Annotated in this window: 18 protein-coding genes and 1 tRNA gene; 1 reads left to right on the top strand and 18 read right to left on the bottom strand. The window is 58.0% G+C overall.

Features of this window, described 5'->3' with window-relative positions:
• Together HWU94_RS10760 and HWU94_RS10755 are read right to left on the bottom strand one after the other, a co-directional pair.
• A complete protein-coding gene (locus HWU94_RS10760) occupies positions 1–504 on the bottom strand; it encodes an FHA domain-containing protein (RefSeq protein WP_185173720.1) in 504 nt (167 codons plus the stop codon).
• 3 nt (positions 505–507) lie between these two features.
• Positions 508–1,323: a DUF3662 and FHA domain-containing protein gene (locus HWU94_RS10755; protein WP_185173719.1), complete on the bottom strand. Its 816-nt coding sequence runs from the start codon at positions 1,321–1,323 to the stop codon at positions 508–510.
• 317 nt (positions 1,324–1,640) lie between these two features.
• On the opposite strand from HWU94_RS10755, the gene HWU94_RS10750 reads away from it, so the two are divergent.
• A tRNA-Leu gene (locus HWU94_RS10750) sits at positions 1,641–1,724 on the top strand.
• Between the two features lie 356 nt (positions 1,725–2,080).
• Here the strand turns inward: HWU94_RS10750 and HWU94_RS10745 are convergent.
• The 16 genes from HWU94_RS10745 to nhaA (HWU94_RS10675) all read right to left on the bottom strand — a co-directional run bounded on the left by HWU94_RS10745 (position 2,081) and on the right by nhaA (HWU94_RS10675) (position 20,740).
• Positions 2,081–3,019, bottom strand: coding sequence for a DUF808 domain-containing protein (locus HWU94_RS10745; RefSeq protein ID WP_185173718.1), 939 nt, complete (start codon positions 3,017–3,019; stop codon positions 2,081–2,083).
• A 137-nt stretch (positions 3,020–3,156) separates the two neighbouring features.
• Positions 3,157–4,221, bottom strand: a complete 1,065-nt coding sequence (locus HWU94_RS10740) for an NAD(P)-dependent alcohol dehydrogenase (protein WP_185173717.1) — start codon at positions 4,219–4,221, stop codon at positions 3,157–3,159.
• Between the two features lie 65 nt (positions 4,222–4,286).
• Positions 4,287–4,622, bottom strand: coding sequence for a PLD nuclease N-terminal domain-containing protein (locus HWU94_RS10735; protein ID WP_185173716.1), 336 nt, complete (start codon positions 4,620–4,622; stop codon positions 4,287–4,289).
• A gap of 155 nt (positions 4,623–4,777) precedes the next feature.
• The gene (locus tag HWU94_RS10730; protein ID WP_185173715.1) at positions 4,778–7,249 is read right to left on the bottom strand and encodes a 5'-nucleotidase C-terminal domain-containing protein; all 2,472 of its coding nucleotides are present in this window, start codon (positions 7,247–7,249) and stop codon (positions 4,778–4,780) included.
• A gap of 104 nt (positions 7,250–7,353) precedes the next feature.
• Complete coding sequence (locus tag HWU94_RS10725; protein ID WP_185173714.1) at positions 7,354–8,772, bottom strand: TIGR01777 family oxidoreductase; 1,419 nt, start codon at positions 8,770–8,772, stop codon at positions 7,354–7,356.
• 97 nt (positions 8,773–8,869) lie between these two features.
• Positions 8,870–9,328 (bottom strand): hypothetical protein, encoded by a 459-nt coding sequence (locus HWU94_RS10720; protein WP_185173713.1) that lies wholly within the window; start codon positions 9,326–9,328, stop codon positions 8,870–8,872.
• Between the two features lie 254 nt (positions 9,329–9,582).
• Positions 9,583–10,548, bottom strand: a complete 966-nt coding sequence (locus HWU94_RS10715; protein WP_185173712.1) for a biotin-dependent carboxyltransferase family protein — start codon at positions 10,546–10,548, stop codon at positions 9,583–9,585.
• Positions 10,538–11,446, bottom strand: coding sequence for an allophanate hydrolase subunit 1 (locus HWU94_RS10710; RefSeq protein WP_185173711.1), 909 nt, complete (start codon positions 11,444–11,446; stop codon positions 10,538–10,540). Before HWU94_RS10710 ends, HWU94_RS10715 begins: the two co-directional genes overlap by 11 nt.
• On the bottom strand, positions 11,446–12,801 hold the full coding sequence (locus HWU94_RS10705) for an acetyl/propionyl/methylcrotonyl-CoA carboxylase subunit alpha (protein WP_185173710.1): 1,356 nt from the start codon (positions 12,799–12,801) through the stop codon (positions 11,446–11,448). Before HWU94_RS10705 ends, HWU94_RS10710 begins: the two co-directional genes overlap by 1 nt.
• Positions 12,802–12,805: 4 nt before the next feature.
• Positions 12,806–13,045 (bottom strand): acetyl-CoA carboxylase, encoded by a 240-nt coding sequence (locus HWU94_RS10700; RefSeq protein WP_185173709.1) that lies wholly within the window; start codon positions 13,043–13,045, stop codon positions 12,806–12,808.
• 31 nt (positions 13,046–13,076) lie between these two features.
• Positions 13,077–13,820, bottom strand: a complete 744-nt coding sequence (gene pxpA / locus HWU94_RS10695; RefSeq protein WP_185173708.1) for a 5-oxoprolinase subunit PxpA — start codon at positions 13,818–13,820, stop codon at positions 13,077–13,079.
• 446 nt (positions 13,821–14,266) lie between these two features.
• Entirely contained in the window at positions 14,267–15,550 is a 1,284-nt protein-coding gene (locus HWU94_RS10690) for an APC family permease (protein ID WP_342355183.1), read from the bottom strand.
• 8 nt (positions 15,551–15,558) lie between these two features.
• Positions 15,559–15,771, bottom strand: coding sequence for a hypothetical protein (locus HWU94_RS11710; RefSeq protein WP_342355182.1), 213 nt, complete (start codon positions 15,769–15,771; stop codon positions 15,559–15,561).
• Positions 15,772–15,949: 178 nt separating this feature from the next.
• Positions 15,950–17,500, bottom strand: coding sequence for a sodium:alanine symporter family protein (locus tag HWU94_RS10685; protein WP_185173707.1), 1,551 nt, complete (start codon positions 17,498–17,500; stop codon positions 15,950–15,952).
• Between the two features lie 314 nt (positions 17,501–17,814).
• On the bottom strand, positions 17,815–19,173 hold the full coding sequence (gene nhaA / locus HWU94_RS10680) for a Na+/H+ antiporter NhaA (RefSeq protein WP_185173706.1): 1,359 nt from the start codon (positions 19,171–19,173) through the stop codon (positions 17,815–17,817).
• A gap of 217 nt (positions 19,174–19,390) precedes the next feature.
• A complete protein-coding gene (gene nhaA / locus HWU94_RS10675) occupies positions 19,391–20,740 on the bottom strand; it encodes a Na+/H+ antiporter NhaA (protein ID WP_185173705.1) in 1,350 nt (449 codons plus the stop codon).
• Positions 20,741–20,845 lie beyond the last annotated feature (105 nt).

Below are 20,845 nucleotides of genomic sequence, written 5' to 3'. Positions count from 1 at the left end.
CTAGGCCTTCAGCTGCATGGTGGTGCGGCCAACCCTAAAGAGCTGGCCAGCCTCAATCGGAGTGGCACGGGTCAGGCGGGTATCACCCACAAAAGTGCCGTTGGTTGACCCCATATCTTCAAGGAACCAGCGCGACCCCTGCGGGAAAAGACGGGCATGACGGCCCGAAGCGTAATCGTCCTGCAAAGACACCTCAATATCGGTGGCGCGGCCAATCGTCACCGGGCTATCGCCCAGGCGCATGGTAGCCCCAGCCTGAGTGCCGTCCACAATCGTCAGCAGGGACGGACGTGCCGGAGGGGCAGCCGCCGGCGCCGGGTGAGCGGGAGTCGCAGGAGCAACCGGCGCATCAACAGCGGCGTCCTCAAACTGAGCCCGCGCAGTGCGGATATTACGCCCCACACCCAGATCGCGGCGCGACGCAGCAAGAACCATAAAAATAAACAGCCACAGCAGGCCCAAAAAGGCAAAACGCAAAACCGTCACGGTAATTTCAGATGCCACAAGCTACCCCTTACGAACCATCAGACGGAAAACAATACGGGCCCGGCCCATCTCAATCACAGAACCGTTACGCAGCTCAGCCCGGCCGTGCAGGCGCTTACCGTCGAGGTAAGAACCGTTCGTGGACCCCAAATCAACCGCCAAGTAGGTGCCATCTTGCTCCACAATATCGAGGTGGCGGCGTGAGACACCCGTATCTTCAACGGTGATATCTGCATTGGAGCCGCGCCCCAGAGTGACCGGTAAATCGCGCACCACAACGCGCTCGCCGTTGATGTCGAGCACCACCTGGGGGGTGGGGGCGGGGCGGCGAGACTGCGGTAGCTGGTGGGCGGGCACCGGCTCGGTGCGCGGTGGCGCTGCCGGGCGGGTGATGCGCGTGGGCAGCTGCTGCTGGGCGGACGCCGGATGGGCAGCCGCTGTATGAGGGGCAGGTTCGTCCTGAGGGGCCTGCATCTTCTTCACCGCGCTGGTGATGTCGAAGCTGCCCGGTTCAAGCTCGTTGTTGAGCGAGAAGGTCACGCGCACCGCCCCGCGCAGGGAGTAACCCTGGTCGCGGGCGTGGCGGATGACCACGTCGCAGAGCTCTTCAGCCAGGGGCACACCCCACTGCTGGGCCCGGGAAAAGTCACTGGCAGAAAATTCGGCGGTGAAGTTATTGGGGGCGATGGTACGCCCGGACGAGACGGAGAAGGCCTTGTTGTCCATCTCGGTGCGGAGCCGGTTAGCGATATCTACGGGCTCAAAAGTGCCGCCCTTGCTGAAGGTGCCACGCACGGCCTTTTCTAGGCCCTGTTCAAGTCTGTCGATGAACCCCATGCTTGCCTCCTTCAACACAAAACTACGGGCGCACCGCGCCGTGTTCTGCGGGTGCTCGAGCTGATTCGCTGCGCAGGGTATGCGCACAGCCTAAGCTTCTAGTCTAGTGGATAACCGTAAAAACTCCCCGGGAAAACCTGGTAAAGCCCTGCTATCTCACGGGTTCTAGGGTGGGGAGCGGACGCCCGCACGCTGGTTTTGGGCGCCTTTCTGGTTTGTGTGTGGTTGAGGACACTTAAATCCGGTTGGACATCTTCTTGATGGGCTGTGTATAGTTATCTTCGTTGCTCATTCAGCAACGATAAAAAATGAATAATGCGCAAGTGGCGGAATTGGCAGACGCGCTGGCTTCAGGTGCCAGTGATCGCAAGATCGTGGGGGTTCAAGTCCCCCCTTGCGCACAGAGAAGAAAAACCCGTTTTTCCTAGTGAGAGCTAGGGGGCGGGTTTTTTCGTGCCTGAAAATGGGGCCGTGGCACTTCTGTGATACGCGTTTGCCCGGCAGTTGGGCGCCACGACGGGCGCAGGTGCTCTTGCTCGCCTCCCCGGCACTGGCCAGAAGGTGCATGTGCCGACGGCCGCCAAATGTGGCGGTACCAGCGGCACATTTGGCGGTCAGTGCCACAGTTACTTTTGAAATGTACCGCGCCCTGCCCGCTTTTGACGCTAAAAGCGGGCAGGGCACGGTACAAACTAGGGGAGGGGTTTATAGAGGCGAGCGTGAGCCTGTAGAACCCCTACACGAGGAGCTACAAAGCCTAGTGGTGCTTCTTGCCGGGCAGGAAGTGGACCACGGCGGCAATAATGCTGCCCCAGATCAGGCCAATCACCATAGAGCAGAAGGTGTTGATCAGCCAGGCTGCTACTCCGCCCAGGGCGGGCAGGTGGTGGCCGTACTCCTCAAGGTGGTGCACGAACTGGTAGGGAGCCTCCCACCAGTGCATATCGTAAAGACCCAGCAGAATAATGTGGCCACCGACCCAGAGCATGGCGAACGTACCCACGACAGAAATAACCTTCATGACCACGGGCATAGCCTTCACCAGGCCCAGGCCAAACTTCTGCGCCCCGGCAGATTCACGCTGAGCCATCGCCAGGCCGATGTCGTCCATCTTGACCAGCAGACCCACAGCACCGTACACCAGCAGAGTAATGCCGATACCGACCACAGCCAGAATAGCGGCGCGGGCCCAGAAGCCCTCAGACGCAACCTCGTTCAGGGCAATCACCATGATTTCGGCGCTCAAAATGAAGTCGGTGCGCACAGCCCCCGAGATAATCTTCTTCTCCGCGTCCTCACCCTGCACCACCGCAGGAGTTTCTTCCTCGGCGTGCTCCTTCTTCGAGAACATCTCGATGACCTTTTCGGCGCCCTCAAAGCAGAGGTAGGTGCCGCCCAGCATAAGCAGGGGGGTGAGCATCCAGGGCAGGTACTGGCTCAGCAGCAGGGCTGCAGGAAGAATAAAGACCAGCTTGTTGCGCAGGGACCCTACCGTAATTTTCTTGATGATGGGCAGCTCGCGCTTGGGTTCGATATTGCGCACGTACTGCGGGGTGACGGCGGCGTCGTCCACCACTACACCGGCTGCCTTCACGCTGGCGCGGCCAGCTGCTGCTGCTACGTCGTCCACGTTTGCGGCTGCCAGCTTGGCGAGAGCCGCTACGTCATCTAAGAGAGCCGCTAAACCACCGGCCATAGAAATCTCCTCGGGGAACAAATAGGTTTGTGTTGTTCCTAAGAATACTGCCCGGCGGCCCTAGGCAGGCTAAGACCCCGCGCACACTTTGGTGGGCGGGGCCCTAGTTACCTCAAGATGAGGACGCCGGTGGTCGGCTAGGCGCTGACCTCAGCGCTGTCGAAGGTTGCGGTGTCGATCACCACGCGGAACTGGACGTCGCCGGCGACAACGCGCTCGTAGGCGGCATCAACCTCGTCCACACCAATCTTTTCGATGACGGCGCCGATACCGTGCTCGGCGCAGAAGTCCAGCATCTCCTGGGTCTCGGGAATGCCGCCGATGTTGTTACCGGTCAGCACCTTGCCGCCGCCGACCAGGCTGAACATGTGAACGTCAAGGGATTCCGGGGGCAGGCCAACAACCGAGAGAATGCCGCGGGGCTTGAGCAGACCCAGGTAGGCGTCCAGGCTGATGGGGGCTGAGATGGTGTTGAGAATCAGGTCGAACTCACCGCGGTGGTCGGTGAAGAAGTTCTCATCGGTGGTTGCCAGGGTGCGGGAGGCACCCAGCTTGGCGGCGGCGTCCGCCTTCTTCAGGCTGCGGGAGAGCACAGTGACCTCAGCGCCCATAGCGGCAGCAATCTGCACGCCCATGTGCCCCAGGCCGCCCAGACCCATCACGGCTACCTTCATACCGGGCTTAACGCCCCAGCGGGCCAGGGGTAAGTAGGTGGTGATGCCGGCGCAGAGCAGGGGCGCTGCCACGTCGAAATCCAGGGCGTCGGGAATGCGCAGAACGAAGCGCTCATTGACGGTGACCTTCTGGGCGTAGCCACCCTGGGTGATGGTGCCGTCCACGTCCTTGGAATTGTAGGTGCCCACAGAGCCGTTCAGGCAGTTATTCTCGAAGCCAGCGGCACACTGCTCACACTCGCCACAGGAGTTGACCAGGCAGCCAACACCCACGCGGTCGCCCACCTTGAACTTGGTGACGGCAGAGCCAACGGCCTCAACAGTACCCGCAATCTCGTGGCCTACAGCCAGGGGGAAGTGGGCTTCGCCCCACTCGTTGTGGATGGTGTGAATGTCGGAGTGGCAGATGCCGGCTGCCTCAATCTTGATGACGACATCGTCCTCGCGGGGGTCACGACGCTCGATTTCGGTGACTTTGAAGGGCTGGTCGGGGCCAAATTTTTGCAGAGCTTTGACGGTGATAGGCACGGGGGTCTCCTGAGTGAAGTGGTCTTGTCACCTCTCACTCTACGCCTGCCTGCAGGCTGTGCTACCTACTGCCCGCCCGGTTCGCTCTCAGAGTGAGCGGTTGTTCCTTCGGTGCGCTCACGCCGGTCAGCGCGCATGCGCAGCCAGTAGGCCAGGGGGCCCACGATGGGGATAAAGAGGGTGAAGAGCAGCCACTTGAGCTTCTGCGTCTCGCTCAGGTGGGGCTGGCGGTGCACGGTGAGCACGCAGAAGATAGCCAGGCCCACTGCGAGAAAGAGCAGGGGGTAGAAGAACCAGCCGAAGAGGCTGAGCTGGGTTCCCGTCTGCTCGGCGGTGAGGACGCCCGCGGCAAGTGTGCGTGTAGGCGATAGAGCGAGGGTGGAAAGGTAATCGAGGGGCATAGTGTCCATGGTAGTGGGCAGAAGAAAGAGAAGGGACCAGATTGCTCCGATAGTCCTTGTACACAACACATACAATTCAGAGTAATCTGGTCCCTTCGTGAGGGCAGACTAGGTTTTTAGCGCAATCGCGGTATCTAGCCTACGAAAGCCAACTCTTAGGCCTTGCGGCGGCGGTTAGCCACCAGGGCAGCACCACCGGCAAGCAGGGTTAGCGCACCTGCACCGGCAATCATAGAAGCGGTGAAACCGGTGTTAGCGAGTGAGCTGCCGGTCGAAGAGGAAGAGCTGCTTGACTCCTGGCGTGAAGAGCCGGCATTGCTGATGTCGCTGCCGTCCTCAGCCTTATTGGTGTAGTTGGGGTCCTGCTCGCAACCTTCGCCGTCCTTATCAGCATCTAGACCCTGGTGGAAGCCAGCCTCATCGGACTTGATGGGGCGACCCAGGTCGTCCCACACAGCGGCGCAGTTCTCGTACTCAAAAGCGGTAGCTGAGGGGGCGGGCGCTACGACGGTGCTGTCGGAGCTGGGAGCCACGGTGGGCTCGGTGGTCGGTTCAGCAGAAGGAGCGGCGGTGGGCTGCTCGGAGGGAGCTGCAGTCGGTTCCTCAGAAGGTGCCGCAGTGGGCTCCTCGGAGGGGGCAGGGGTAGGCTCAGCGGTTGCACCGGTGAAGTTCGCGGAGAGGCGGACGGTGGTGCCAGCAACGCCGGTCGCATCGGTCAGCAGGATCTCGTGGGTGCCGTTGGTGATGCCCATACCTGCCAGGTCCAGGGAAACTGCCGCGGTGCCGTCCTCAGCAACAGCGACGGTGCCAACCTCAACGTCGCCCACGGTAACCTTCAGCTCGGTCAGAGCGGGCACGCCGTAGCTACGGACGTTCAGGTCAGACAGGGAGAAGCTCAGGGTGCCGTTGACGTCGTAGCTCTCAGCCAGATCTGCCACGCGCACAGCCTGCTTGGCAAAGTTGGGGTCAACGGTGCCAGCGTTCTTGAAGTAAGAAACGAAAGCGTCTGAATCTACCAGGGCGGTGTCCTTGGCGTTGGTGCCCTGGGAGAGGGTGCCGAAGTTATCGCCGCCGCCCAGCAGGAAGCTGGGGATAGCGACGGTGTAGGTGTCGGCGTCCTCAACCTTCTTGCCGTTGACGTACACATCGAGCACGTTGGAGCCGCGGGTTGCGTAGCCCTCAGCGTCGGGGGATCCGGTGTAGGTGTAGGTGACGTTCGATGAGAAGCCCAGCTGCAGGTAGGGGCGGGTTGCCATCTCGCCTGCTGAGTTCTGCTGCCACTGCTCTTCGAGCACGGTCTTGAGCTGGGCGCCGGTGAGTTCGGTGGTCCAGAGGTTGTTGGCGAAGGGGGTCACATTGACGATGTCCATGACGCGCACGTTCTTGTTGACAGCTAGACCCAGTGAGGTGCGCAGGCCGCCGGGCAGCTCATCGCGCAGGCCGCCGGGGTTGACGATGCCGATGTCGGCGGGGGTGCGGCCGGTGGAGTTAGCGGCAGCCAGGTACATGTCGGCAACCAGGTGGCCCATGGTGGACTCGTAGTTGCGCATGTCAAAGCCACCCTGGGTCTCCTTGGCGGAGTCAAAACCGGTGGTGATGGGGGCACTGACCTGGCCCGCCACAACAGAACCCTGCTCGGTGGCGTAGGCGTTAGCGTCGGTGATGATGGTGTTGACGTTTGCCAGCACGGGGTCGGCTGCAATTTCTTCAGCGGTGGGGGCGCTCATGCGCTTGACCAGCTCGGAGGAGTAGGCGGTGACGTTCTTGTTGGCGTCCAGGGTCAGCACAACCTTGCCCAGGTTATCGCCGTAGTTGCCGGTCTGAATAACGGGGCGGGTCTTGCCAGCCTGGCCGGGGATCGCGCCGTCAATGACGTATTCGGCGTGGGTGTGGCCGGTGAAAATAGCGTCTACAGCGGCGCTGGTCTGGTTGATAATCGCGTCTGATTCGGGGGCTGAGGTGTCTACGCCCTCGTGGTACTCAGCGATGATGACGTCGGCCTCGCCGTTGCTTGCATCGCCGTCGGAGAGCTGCGCGGCGTACTTGTTCACGGCCTCAATGGGGTCGGTGAACTGTACGGACGCCAGCGCTGACGGGTCGGTCAGCTGCGGGGTTTCGGTGGTGACAGCACCAATGACGGCCACGGTAGTGCCATTGACCTCGGTGGTGTAGTAGGGCTCCAGGGCGGGGGTGCCGTCAGCCTTCAGAACGTTGGCGCCCAGGTAGGTGAAAGAGGACGCGGGGATGATGCGGTTAATCAGGTCATCCATGCCGGCGTCGAACTCGTGGTTACCCACGGCGCTGGCTGAGAGGCCCAGGGCGTTCAGGTAGTCCAGGGTGGGCTGGTCCTTCTGAACGCTGGAAACGTAGAGAGAAGCCCCCACGTTATCGCCAGCAGACAGCAGCAGGGAGCCATCGGTGGCAGCTGCACGTTCGGTCTGGATGGTGTTGGCTAGGCCCATAGCGATGCTGCTGGAAATACGACCGTGGAAGTCGTTAATGTTCAGCAGGGTCAGGGTGGTGGTATCGGCTGCACCTGCACCCGGAACGGGGGCAACAACCAGGGCAACAACGGTTGCGCCACTTGCGGCCAGGCCAGCAAGACGGCGGGAGAGAGAAGAATACATGCTAATCTTTCGCTCGGTGAATGATGATGTGTGTCATTCAACAGAATAGCCCGCTTCGTACCGCCCCGCCGCTGTTTTAGGTGACGTTTCGGTGAATAAGAAAACTAGCGGACGAGCTCATGGGCCAGGGCCTGCTCAAGTTCTGGCTCAAAGAAAACGTAACCGCTGGCCAGCAGCTTATCGGCACTGGCGCGCTGGCTTGCTAGCGCTAATTCCTTAACCCCCTCCTGCCCTAGGGCCAGGGCAGGTACGGCAGCAGGGATAGGTAGCAGGACGGGGCGGCGCAGCACCCTACCCACCGTCTTCGCTAAAGTCTTAGCTGTCACCGGTGTGGGTGCCACCGCATTTACCGGCCCCTCTAACTTTTCAGTGAGGACAGCGTGCACGTAGATACCGGCAATATCGTCCAGGCTAATCCAGCTCTGCACCTGCTTACCTGAACCAATCCAACCACCGGTTCCGCTCAAGAAGGCCGGAAGCTGCAGGCGCAACATGCCACCCAGGGCAGACTGCACCAGGCCGGTACGCACGTTAACTACTCGAAGCCCAGCCTCGTGGGCAGGCTGGCAGGCAGCTTCCCATGCCTGGCACACCTCCGCCAAGAAGCCACGCCCGGCGCTATCTTCTTCAGTGAGCACCTCATTACCCCGGTCAGCACCGTAAAACCCCACCGCCGAAGCGCAGACGAAAACCTGCGGGGCAGCGTCCGCACCCCTCTGTTGCACAAGCTCAGCCAGAGTTGTTGCCAGCAGGGTTGTGGACTCAACACGGGAATCAAGAATCTTCTGCTTATTCTCCTCGGTAAACCGCTGGTTGATGCTGGCCCCGCCCAGGTGGATGACGGCGTCCGTACCCTCAAAAGCGGCAGTATCAATTTCACCGGCAGAGGGATCCCAGCGGAACTCGTGCTCCGCCTTAGGGGTACGGCGCACCAGCGTGCGCACCGTATGCCCACCACCGGTCAGCAGGGTAACCACCTGACGGCCGACCATGCCCGATGCGCCCGCAACCACTACCGTCAGAGGGTCACTTTCATAGCGCTGCTGGAAATCAAGATCAGCGCGGATACGGCGCTCGCGGGCAGCAAAAACCTTCTCAAGCTGTTTCTGAGCAGCCACCTGAGCCAGTCGCTCGGCGCTAGCTGCCACCTTTTCTGCGGGTATCGGGGCTGTGGGGAGCACCCTAAAAGTAATACTGTCACGCACCACCGTATCACCCGGGGTGGGCAGGAAATCGTGGGTGTGCTCCCAGACCGAAAGGGGGCCGCGGGCCAGCTCATCGGTAAAGGAATCGGCGGACGCCCGAGTGTGGCGAGCTGCCCACGGCAGGGTCAGCAGGCCCGAGGTCAGCGGCAGGGCCACCCGGGTATGAGCGGTACTTCCCGGTTCCTGAGGACTGCCCTCCTCAACCACCGACCCAGCCCAGTGAGGGGTCGCCCGGGTCAGGGCACCCGGGCGCATAAACCAGGTGCGCACAGTTTCTTCGGCGTAGGGGTAGGCGGCGGTGTAGGTAAAGTCAGCCATGGGAGCCCTCCTGGGATCAAAGGAATTTTAAGCAACCTTACCTTTTAGGTGCTGAGATACTCAAAAAGGCGCGCAGGGTGGTAAAAAGAAACCTCTTCTAGATAGCCAGAGCGGTTAGTTTCGCCTCCACAGCCTCAATCAGCTCAGCCAGCGTGGTGATGTAATACTTCTCAGCCAGGGTCACCGCATTCTCACCCGGCAGGCCATCTGTGGCGAAAGATCCCAGGCCAAAACTAGCCCCGGCACCAAAGCTACTGGGTGCAGGGGTCTGGCTGTCGGCGTCCTGACCAAACACACCGGCCCCAAAAGCGGACGACGGCGCGCTCGCCGCCTCGCGAGTCAGGGTATAGCCGTAGGCCGTGGAATCGGCATAGCTGATATTGAGCACGTACTCCACCTGTACGCCGTCCTCGGAGTGCTCCACCGACAGATCGGCATCATCAAGGAACTCACCGTCGAGCTCCAACCCACCGTTGTACTCCAGCGCCCACCCAAACTTACGGGCCAACGCAAAAGCGGTCTCTTTAATCTGGGTGTGCTGCGGATCGACGGCCATTGATACTCCTTGCCGAGGCGGATGTTTCGTATCTACTGTACTCGTAAGCCTGCCTGTTTCTGCCACTCCTTACTCGGCAGTGATGAAAGAGAGTTTTGTTGTGGTAGCAGTGTGAGCATGACGGTAGGACAGGCTCGCGCTCGCTGCTGACCCTCTTGCTGGTTCGCTAACGCTCACGAGCAATTCACGCCAGCCCCGAGCCAACAGCTTCGCTGCGAACCCGCCCTACCTACCTTTCCTTCGCTAGCAGTCTTTTAGGTATCCAATGAAGCTAAAGCTGCACGCAACTGCTCTCTAGCCTGTTGTCTTAGTTCGACCGCTTCCTCAACACTTACCGTTTCAAAACGAACTTTAGCGCCGGGCTGCGCACGAGCTACCGCATCCATATCAGCACTTATCACAGTTGCCACCATGGCGTACCCTCCACCAGACACAGCATCTCGATGAAGAATAATAGGCTGCGAACCGCCTGGAATCTGGATAGACCCTACAGCGTAACCGGCATCCACGATATTGGAAGGGTCAGAACCAGCACCAAAGGGCTGCACACGAGGCTTCCAGCTGACACCGGGCCCATCGAAACGGAGTCCTGCTCTGTCAGCTACAGGGGTTAAAGACCATTCCTCTTCCGTAAGGTTCTTCACTCCTTGCTCATCAAGAAGATGGTCATAAAGACCAAGTACAACTCTGTAGGTAAACTCTGCTCCAAATTCTGGGCGGTATTCGCTTGCCAGTTCGTACTGAACATCGTGTGAAATTCCTACTGGGATTTCATCTCCAGCTTCGAGCTTGCGCCCCTTAAAGCCACCTAGCGCACCTAGCGGGTACGTTGAGCGGCTCCCCAATACTTCAGGTACGTTTATGCCGCCACCAAAAGCGATGTAGAATCGGGCTCCCTGCTTTAGATAACCAAAAGTTACAATATCGCCCGCAACCAAATCGATGGTAGCCCACGTAGGTTGCTGGTTCCCGTTGACTAGAACATCGACCGGCGCACCTGTAACAGCCATCTGAGCGTTATCGAGGACTTCAAATGCAGGCCCCATATAGGTACACTCAAGCGCTGCTTCACCACCCTGATTGCCTACTAGCGCATTAGCCAGCTCATATGAGTACTGATCAAGCGCACCACCTTGCGGAATACCTAAGTGGTAGTAGCCAGTGCGACCACGATCCTGAACCGATGTAAGCAAACCGGGTTGCTGAATCTTAATGGCCATGGAGCACCTCCAGAAGTTCGCGATTGTACCGTTCACGGTCAGCCAACGCTTTAGATGTATCAAACTGCACCGGATAGGTCCTATATTCGAAAGTTCCAGCTTCAACTTCCTGCTGAAGATGCATATATTCCTCCTCAGAAACAGGCTTGAACTTTACGATGTCTCCAGGGCGGAAAAAGACCATGGAGTCCTTCATATTTGGCAAGCTTTGAGATGGATCAAAGATAGGACCAGCTGCTACTCCGAACATCTGATAGCCGCCCGCTCCCTCAACAGAATAGATACAGGCAAAGCAGCCACCATGACCTACGGTAAGTTTCGGGGTGCTAGAAGGGCGAGGGCTGAGATATTTAGGTACTTCAATTTGGCGCTCGCCCTCAACAAGCTGATACATGAAGGGCAGACCTGCCACAAACCCCACCATAGTCACTAGCCAAGGGTTCTCATGATGGCGGCGAATAAAATCCTCAACGGAAGACTCTCCATTGATTTTTGCTGCATATTCTAAATCAGTAAGATCTGGCTCTTGATGATAACCTTCGCGGAACCGTTCCACGACTTCGCTGGTGTATTTGTCTTGATACCAAACAGGCACTTCAACGACACGGGACTCAAAGGTCAAATTCTCGGTATTTTTAGTTTCTTCTTCTAGGCTTTCAACAATTTGTCGAAGATCGCTAGGAGCTAGGATATCTGGGTTAAAGCGAATCAATAGAGATGCGTTGGCGGGGCAAATCTCTACAATGCCTTCTACAGCTTTGCCCTGGAGCCCCTTCGCGATACCCATAGCGCGTATATTTGCGGCAAGGCTCATAGCTTCGTCAATTTCGACAAAGAGGAATTCGTCTCCGCCGAAAGTGTAACGAGCCTTGTCTCGGAGCTGTGTAGTTTGAGTCATTACTGCTCCCTTTCGAGTAGGTCTGGGGTGCTTTCGATGAACTTAGTGTGATGAGTGACCTGTTTAAATTCATCTCTTTCTAGCAGCGCCTGGTGCAGAGGCTTAGTTGTCTTGATTCCTTCAATCTTGAGGCTATTAAGAGCCCGAAGAGTGTTGGCAATTGCCTCAGAACGGTCACTGCCCCGCACAATAAGTTTGGCGAACATTGAGTCGTAATAAGGGGAAATCTCAGATTCTGCTTCAACTCCAGAATCGATGCGCACGTTCTCGCCCTGTGGCCAGCTGATAGATGCTATGGTGCCGGGGCTCGGAAAGAAGTTATTGGAGGGGTCCTCTGCATTGAGTCGACATTCGATAGCACTCCCTTCGAACACAATGTCATCTTGTTGCAGGGAAAGCTTTTCTCCAGACGCAACCCTCAACTGAAGCTCAACTAGATCTAGCCCAGTAATCTCTTCGGTGACAGGGTGCTCTACCTGAAGACGTGTATTCATCTCGATAAAGGCTGCAACTTTTTTATCGGTGTCGTAAACGAATTCCACAGTGCCTGCACCTATATAACCACTGTTGGCAGCCAGTCTGACCGATGTTTCTCGAATCTCCTGGCGCACATCTTCAGGGAGGTTTGGAGCTGGTGCTTCCTCGAGCACTTTTTGTGAGCGTCTCTGATAAGAGCAGTCACGATCCCCAAGGTGAATGTAGTTTTCCCCGTCTCCAAAGATTTGTACTTCAACATGGCGGGCAGTCCGTACAAAACGTTCTAGATAAACGGTTCCATCTCCGAAGCTTGCCTCAGCCTCTGCCTGAGCCAGCTCAATTGTTGATATAAGGTCAGCAGGCGTTTCAACCAGTCTGATACCACGGCCGCCACCACCCGCTGAGGCTTTCACCAGCAACGGATAGCCAATGGACTCAGCTATAGTTTGTGCCTCTTCAAGGTTTTGCAAGGGACCGTCTGAACCTTCAAGAACTGGAACTCCGGCTTGCTTAGCAGCCTCTAAAGCAGCTGATTTATTGCCCATAAGGCTAATAGTTGTAGGTGAGGGGCCCACCCAAATAAGCCCTGCATCGATGACTTTCTGTGCAAAGTCAGAATTTTCTGAAAGGAAGCCAAAGCCCGGATGTACAGCATCTGCTTTCGAGTCTAAAGCAGCCTGAATGAGAGCATCTTTATTTAAATAACTCTGCTGAACCAGTGCTGGACCTACAACAACACATTCATCAGCTTCTTGCGCTGCAGGGGTCTCAGTATCAGCTTCAGAGACAGCCAGTACAGTCTTGATGCCCATGGGCTTAGCTGTGCGGATAATACGTCGCGCGATTTCTCCACGGTTGGCGATAAAAAGTTTCTGCATTACATTACCCTTCACTCACCTTGACGAGCACCATACCGGGAGTAACAGGAGCTGCATTTTCTACTTCAACCGACTCAACGGTGCCGGAGACTTCTGATTTGATTTCGTTGAACTGCTTCATGATTTCAACCATTCCAACAGTCTGGCCGACTTCAACTGTGTCTCCGGGGGAGACGAAAGGGGGCTTGCCAGGTGCGGGAGCAATGTAGAAAATTCCAGGAATTGGGGAAACGATATCTGCCATGATGTGTTTTCTTTCTTGGTAGGGAGTGAATTTACTGCGCTGAAGAGGCAAAGTCGTCAACGACAGAGCGTGCGGCTGCAGCTACTTCTGGGGCATTGGGAGAATCGGAGTGCACACAGATGGAAGCAAAAGGAATCGTAATTTCAGTACCATTAACCGCCAGAATAGGCTGACCTGAGAGAGCCCTGCGGATTCGTTCTTTTACTGCAGATGGATCTGCCTGTTCAGGTTTCCTTTGAATGATGAGGGAACCTTCTGCGCTGTAGTTGAGATCAACGTATAGCTCCGGTATAAACTCAACCCCTAAGTCAGCACAAACGCGTTCGTGAGCGGTTCCTGCTAGGCCGAAGAAGGGAACACCGTATTGAAGGTTTACCTTGGCAGCCTCGCGCATGAGTTCATCGTCACCGGCAAGGATTCCGTAGAGAGCGCCGTGGGGCTTAATATGATTAAGTTGCGCGCCGTGCTGACCTAAGAATGCTGTTAATGCCCCTACCTGATAACGGATAATTTGTCCAACCTCAGAAGGCTCAAGGACCATTCGCCTGCGGCCAAAACCAGTCAAGTCTGGCAGACCTGGGTGGGCGCCAATTTTGACTCCGTGCTCGACCGCCATCTTGACGGTCTGATCCATGATTGCAGGGTCGCCGGCATGCCAACCGCAAGCAAGGTTGATGGCATCTACAAGGGGCATGAGTGCTTCGTCGTTGCCAAAGCTATGAAGGCCGATGCCTTCCCCCATATCCGAATTAATCTCAATCTTTGTGCTTTGCATAACATCATCATAGGTTCAGAGTGGTGCAGGTCGCAAAAATGTTGCACGGCGGGATAAAGAGAAGTGGAGACGAGCCCTTCCCAGGGGCCCGCCTCCACTTCGGTTTACTGCCCACACCCCTGCGGGCAGCTATCAGAGACGATAAATTTGAAACACACTCATACTCTGAATCGCAGGTCTGTCAGCCCAAACTCTTCCAGACCTACTACACCAAGTATGACATCCCAACCTCTGCAAAACCTGAGATTCTGTAGGTATAAAAGGGGATAAAAACCGGGCGGGTGTAGAGCCTTGCCCCTGTTTGGGGTCTGGCAAGGTGAAACAAAACCACCCCTAAATAGTGCAAATTTTATCTATCTGTAAAAAATTACTAGACCTTCATGGCGTGTTGCCCTCCATGTCACACGTTTGACCGCTGATATAGAGGGCATGGTGGTACGGGTGGCTTACTTTACCTCGTCGAGGTCAGCAGATTCAGGCACCTTCACCCGGGTATCCATGTTCAGGGTATCGCCCCGGAAGAAGGGTTTGAACTCGTCACGGCCCATCAGCAGTGCCATCAGGCCAAAGCCAATCACAAACGAGGCAACCGCCGTAACGAACACACCGCTGGTGCCCAGCATCTGCGTGTAACCGTATTCCGGGTCGGCCATATTAACCAGAGAAATCACCAGAATACCCGTCATCATCAGACCACCGGTTGCCGGAATAACCAGCCGGAACACCACCTTGCGGGCGCTAGTGAAAATATCACCTCGGTAGTACTTGATACAGGCGAAGGACGTCACCGCGTAGTACAGGGCCACAGCAACACTGGCAGCCTCGATGGTGTCGGCCAGCATGTTCTCGCTGATGTAGGTCATGCCCGCGTAGAAGAGGGCCGAACATACACCCATATAAATAGTGGAAGTCTTAGGGGTCTTGAACTTGGGGTGCACATCGCCGAACTTAGCCGGGATTGACCGGTAGATAGCCATCGCAAAAATGCCGCGGGAGGACGGCAGAATCGTGGTCTGGCAGGTCGCCAGGGCAGATACAGCCACCGCCAGAATGATGACCCACCCCCAGGAGCCCAGGGCGGCGTCCTTAAAGGGGGTGAAGACGTCGTCCGAATTATCGGGGTTAGCCAGGCCGATCCCGCCTGACCCAGCGCCCGCGTACATCAGGGCCACCACGGTGACGAATACATATGTGACCACCAAAATAGAGCTAGAAAGGACGGCTGCGCGCCCCGGGGTGCGGTGAGGGTCCTTGGTTTCTTCGGCGATAGCCAGGCAGGTGTCCCAGCCCCAATAGATGAAGATAGCAATCAGCACCGCCTGAATCATGCCGTCAAAACTAGCCTCAAAGGGGTTAAACCAGTTAGCTTCAAACTCAAAGCCCGCCACCGCGCCTGACGCCAGGGAGTTAAAAACACCCAGTGCCAGCAGCACAATCGCCACATACTGAATACCAACCAGCAGCCACTGGGTTAGTGAACCAGCCTCAATATTGCGGTAAGAAATCCAGGTGGTTAGGGCAATTACCAGAAGGCCGGTTGCCACGATGGCGTGCTTGTTGTGGGCCAGATCGTCCTGCCCCAGCAGCAGCCAAAAATAGATCGCCGCAATCTGGGTCTGATTAGCCATAGCAATCACGCCCGCCACGATAACACCCCAGCCAGAAATCCAGCCGGTCTTCGGCCCAAAAGCCTTAGCGCCCCAGGTGAAGACCGTGCCCGAATCCGGCACCGCCTCGTTCAGCTCCTTATAGGAGAGCGCGCCGTCAGGAGCATAGGGATAAAGCCCAAAATCAGGGCTATCGGGGCTTGATAGCCTACGGCTATCACGATGAAACCGATAGAGGCAGCCAGTGAGTACATGGGGGCGGTTGACGCAACCCCGATGACGGTTGAAGAAGCTAGCCCCAGGCGCCCTGCGGCGAGGCCTTTGTGGCGGAAGTCGTTGGTCATTGTCGCTAAAGATCATCCTCTGCGGTGGAGTGGGCGTAAGCAGCCTGCCCCGGTGGCGGTTAAGAACAGCTTTCAGTATAGGGGTTTAAAACCAGGACGCCGCCGCCCACCGTCCCTGCCAAGGGGCAGGGTGGTGGGCGACGGCGTCCTTGCGGGTTAACTAACCGGGGGCTTGAGCCTACTTGCCGCGGGCGGCGCGCTTTTCAGCCTGCTCGCGGTCGAAGTTCTCCCAGTATTCGCGCTGGGTGAGCTCGTCGGTGCCGTCCCAGGCGTCCAGGTTCTTAATCTCGGGCAGATCAGATGCCTGGAAAATCGGTTCGAGGCCGGCCTTGCGCTGGGCCTCGTAGTTGCGGAGCACCTTCATGACCTTAGGCATCAGCAGGCAGACCGCGGTCAGGTTGACGATGACCATGCCGCCGTTGAGCAAGTCGGCGAGGTTCCACAGCAGATCCAGTGAAGCGATGGCACCGAAGAACACGAACAGAATCACGATGATGCGGAAGATGTTCATGGGCAGGTGCTTCTCGGTGACGAAGCGGATATTGGACTCGCCGTAGTAGTAGTTACCGATGATGGATGAGAAGGCGAAGAGGGCAATCGCCACGGTCAGGAAGTGAACCGCCCAGGGACCCAGGTGGGTTGAGAGCGCAGTCTGGGTGAGGGTGCTCGACATGTCTCTGTTGCCGTAGGGGATGTCGCCCGCAACCAGCACGATAAAGGCGGTGACGGAGCAGACCAGCATGGTGTCGAAGTAGACGCCCAGAGCCTGCACGAAGCCCTGCTTGGCGGGGTGGGAGACGGACGCGGTCGCACCGGCGTTGGGAGCGGTACCCATACCGGCTTCGTTAGAGAGCAGGCCGCGGCGCATACCCTGGGTGATGACGCCGATCAGGGTGCCGGTGACAAATTCCTGGATGCCGAAGGCGCCGGTGAAGATAGCCCCCAGCACAGCGGGAACTTCACCCAGATTCATGACGACAATGATGAGACCCAGGATCAGGTAGAGTACGGCCATAAAAGGCACCATAATTTCGGTGACCGAGGAGATGGTGCGGATGCCACCGAAGATGATGAAGCCGGCTATGACCGCGATGATAATACCGAGGGTAATGCGGAAGCCCATGCCATTGGTGCCGCTGACATCAACACCGAAGGAGCCAGCTGCCGCGCCCACGATGGAGTTGGTCTGCACGGCGACGAAGACGAAGGCGTAGGTGATCACGATGAAGGCAACGAAGATGAGCCCCAGCCAGCGGGCGTTGAGGCCGCGGGCCATGTAGTAGGCGGGGCCGCCGATGTAGGAGTCCTGGCCCTTGCGCTTGTAGAGCTGACCCAGCAGGGACTCTGCGAAGGCGGAGGCAGCGCCGATCGAGGCGATGACCCACATCCAGAAGACAGCACCGGGGCCGCCCAGGATGATAGCCATGGCAACGCCGACAATATTACCCACGCCCACGCGGGAGGCTGCAGAGACGGTAAAGGCGCGGAAGGCGGAGATGCTCTTCTTGCCGTTGTACTCGGTGCCGGCGGGGTCTTTGAGGGTGCGGAACATTTCCCCGATGAGGCGGAACTGAACACCGCGGGTTGCGATGGTAATGCCCAGGCCTACGGCCACCAGGGCGTACATCAGGAAGTAGGCCCAGAGGGTATCTGAGATGCCGGTGATAACCTCGGTTGCTCCAGCGGTGGATTCGTTAATCCAGTGCACTGCGTTGAGCAGAGTATCCATGCGTGCTCCAAATCGTTAAAAGGGCAGACTGTCCCGGAGGTATGGGTGGGTGCGTCTGCACTTGGTGGGGCCCCTTAGCTGCGGCACGGTGGGCAGCAAGGGCGTTAGAATCACCGGCGCTAGGGCGGTGAACACTAGGGGTAATTCTCACAGCTCGGTTGCGTTTGTGCAAAACATGTCTACTGTGATGTTGCCGTTTCGCTCTTAGAATTCGATTTAGAAGGGGACCGCAAAACCTAAAAGGGACCGCATATTATGCGGTCCCTTTTAAGAAATCAGGTCCCCTCGGGGGTGTACCGAGGGGCATGCGGACGCTAGGCGCCGGGGCGGGGTGCGTCCGTGTTGTCGGTGAAGACGTCGGGAATGCCGTCCTCGTTCTCGTCCACGGTCTCCTTCAGCGCAATCTGCTTGTAGTGCTTGTTGCGGATCGACAGGATTATTGCGCCTAAGACCGCTGCGATAACCGAGCCGATCATAATACCGATTTTGGCGTCCTCGGTGTGCAGGGAGCCCGACTCGAAGGAGAGCTCTGCGACCAGCATGGAAACGGTGAAGCCGATACCGCCGGTGACGGCTAGGCCGATCACGTCAATCCACTTGATATCGGAGTCTAGGTTCACGCCGCGGAAGCGGGTAATGAGCCAGGTGGTGCCGGTAATGCCGACGGTCTTGCCCAGCACCAGGCCGACCATGATGCCGATAGCAACGGAGTCGGTAAGGGCGGTGCGCAGGCCGTCCCAGCTGCCAACAGCTACGCCGGCGGAGAAGAAGGCGAAGAGGGGCACGCAGATGCCGGTGGAGAGCGGACGCAGGCGGTGCTCCAGGGTCTCGGCCAGGGAGGCGTGGGCGTCGGCCTGCTTGGCCTGGGCGGTCATGCGCACGGGTACGCAGAAGCCAAGAATAACGCCCGCGATAGTGGCGTGAATACCGGATTCCAGGAAGAGGGCCCAGGTGATAAGGCCCAGGGGCAGCAGGATTACCCAGGCCGCCCACTTGTGGTCGTGGAAGAGTTTTTCGTGTTTGTGGGTCAGCCAGAAATATAGCCCGATGGGAATGATGGAGATAATCAGGTACCAGGCATGGAAGTTGCTGGTGTAAAAGAGGGCGATAATGACGATGGCAATCAGGTCATCGACCACAGCCAGGGTCAGCAGGAAGGTGCGCAGGGCTGCGGGTAGGAAGGTGCCAACGCCTGCCAGGACGGCGACCGCAAAGGCGATATCGGTGGCAGCAGGAATAGCCCAGCCGTGTACCGCGGTCTCGTTGCCGTGGTTAATGGCGAAGTAGATAATAGCCGGGATCATAGCACCGCCGAAGGCTGCAGCCACCGGAACAATAGCCTTACCCGGGTCACGCAGGTCGCCCACCACGAACTCTTTTTTCAACTCTAGGCCGGTGAGGAAGAAGAAGACCGTGAGCAGGCCGTCAGCCGCCCAGAGATGCACGTTCATCATCAGGTGGCTAAAGCCGGGAATGTCGAAGCCTAGTTCGGTATCGCGGATACCCTCGTAGAAGCTCGCTGCCTGGGTATTAGCCAGGACGACGGCGAGCACGGTGGCGGCGAGCAGGATAAAGCCACCCACCGATTCCTTGCGCATAATCTCTGAGACGCGACTGGTCTCGGCGTACGATCCGCGGGAAAAGAGCGGGTCCTTGTGAGGCGTCTGGGTCATGCCTCTCCTTAGGTTGGGTGTGTGTCTTCGCTTGCTTCAGGTTCCATTATGCTCCTTTAGCCCAGCTAATGCCGGAATCTGAGATGCAGAACTGCACACCGGCGTCCGCCCCTCATCTCACTCAAGGGGACCGCAAAACCTAAAAGGGACCGCATATTATGCGGTCCCTTTTAAGAAATCAGGTCCCCTCGGGGGTGTGCTGAGGGGCGGACGGACGCTAGGCGCCGGGGCGGGGTGCGTCCGTGTTGTCGGTGAAGACGTCGGGAATGCCGTCCTCGTTCTCGTCCACGGTCTCCTTCAGCGCAATCTGCTTGTAGTGCTTGTTGCGAATCGACAGGATAAGGGCACCCAGCAGAGCGGCGGTAACCGAAGCGGTCAGAATCGCGACCTTAGCTGCATCGTTGTAGTCGGAGCCCAGGCCGAAGGACAGCTCGGCAATCAGCAGGGAGACGGTGAAGCCGATAGCGGCTAGGGTGGCTACGCCAATAACATCGATCCAGGCGATATCGGGGTCGAGGTTGGCACGGCGCAGGCGGGTGACTAGCCAGGTGGAGACCGTAATACCAATCATCTTGCCGAAAATCAGGGCCAGAATGATGCCGTAAGCAATCGGCTCGGTGACCGCGTCAATGAAGCCCTGGAAGCCGCCGATAGCGACGCCCGCTGAGAAGAAGGCGAAGACGGGTACACAGAAACCTGCGGAGAAGGGGCGCACGCGGTGCTCCATGACCTCGGCCAGGCCGTGGTGGGCGTCTGCCGCTTCGGTGCGCTTGTTCTTGCGCACGGGAATCATGAAGGCCAGAATGACGCCCGCGATGGTGGCGTGAATACCGGAGTTAAGGAAGAGTACCCAGACCACAAAACCAATGGGCAGCAGGATAAACCAGGACGCGGCGGGGGAGAGATGGAAGAGCTTCTCGCCCTTGCGCGCGATAAGGGCGTAGAGGGTAATCGGAATGATAGAGAGCGCCAGGAAGCCGATCTTCAGATCGGAGGTGTAGAAGAGGGCGATGATGGTGATAGCGATGAGGTCATCGACCACGGCCAGGGTGAGCAGGAAGGTGCGCAGGGCAGAGGGCAGGTGGGAGCCAATGACGGCGAGGACGGCCACGGCAAAGGCGATGTCGGTTGCCGCGGGAATAGCCCAGCCCCCGAGAGCCTCAGAGCTGCTGTTGAGGTTGACCAGTACGTAGATGATGGCGGGCAGGACAACGCCGCCTGCCGCTGCCACGATGGGCACCAGGGCCTTACCTGGGTTGCGCAGGTCGCCCTCCACGAATTCTTTTTTGAGTTCCAGACCGACCAGGAAGAAGAAGACCGCTAGCAGGCCGTCGGCTGCCCAGTGACCGATGGAGAGTTTAAGGTGCAGGCCCCAGAAGTCTGCGCCCAGGTAGGTGTCGCGCAGGCCGAAGTAGTGCTCGGCGGCGGCTGAGTTAGCAAAAACAAGGGCGAGGACGGTGGCAACCAGCAGGATGATGCCGCCGGTGGATTCCTTGGAGAGAATCTCTGAAATGCGCTGGGATTCCTTGTAGGATCCGCGCGATAGGACGGTGTTTTCTGATGACATAAACGCTCTTTGAGGTCGATGAGTAACGATAAACCGCCTACTCGCCACACGCTTCTGAAGGGGAGCAGGGCGGACGCCTGTAGCGCCGCGGGTGGCCTACCTTCA

Origin of the sequence: Rothia nasimurium (assembly GCF_014217215.1) — a bacterium.
Classification (GTDB): Bacteria; Actinomycetota; Actinomycetes; order Actinomycetales; family Micrococcaceae; genus Rothia; species Rothia avistercoris.
The sequence above is the reverse complement of the archived record's forward strand: the minus strand, read 5'-3'. Positions and strand labels throughout refer to the sequence as shown.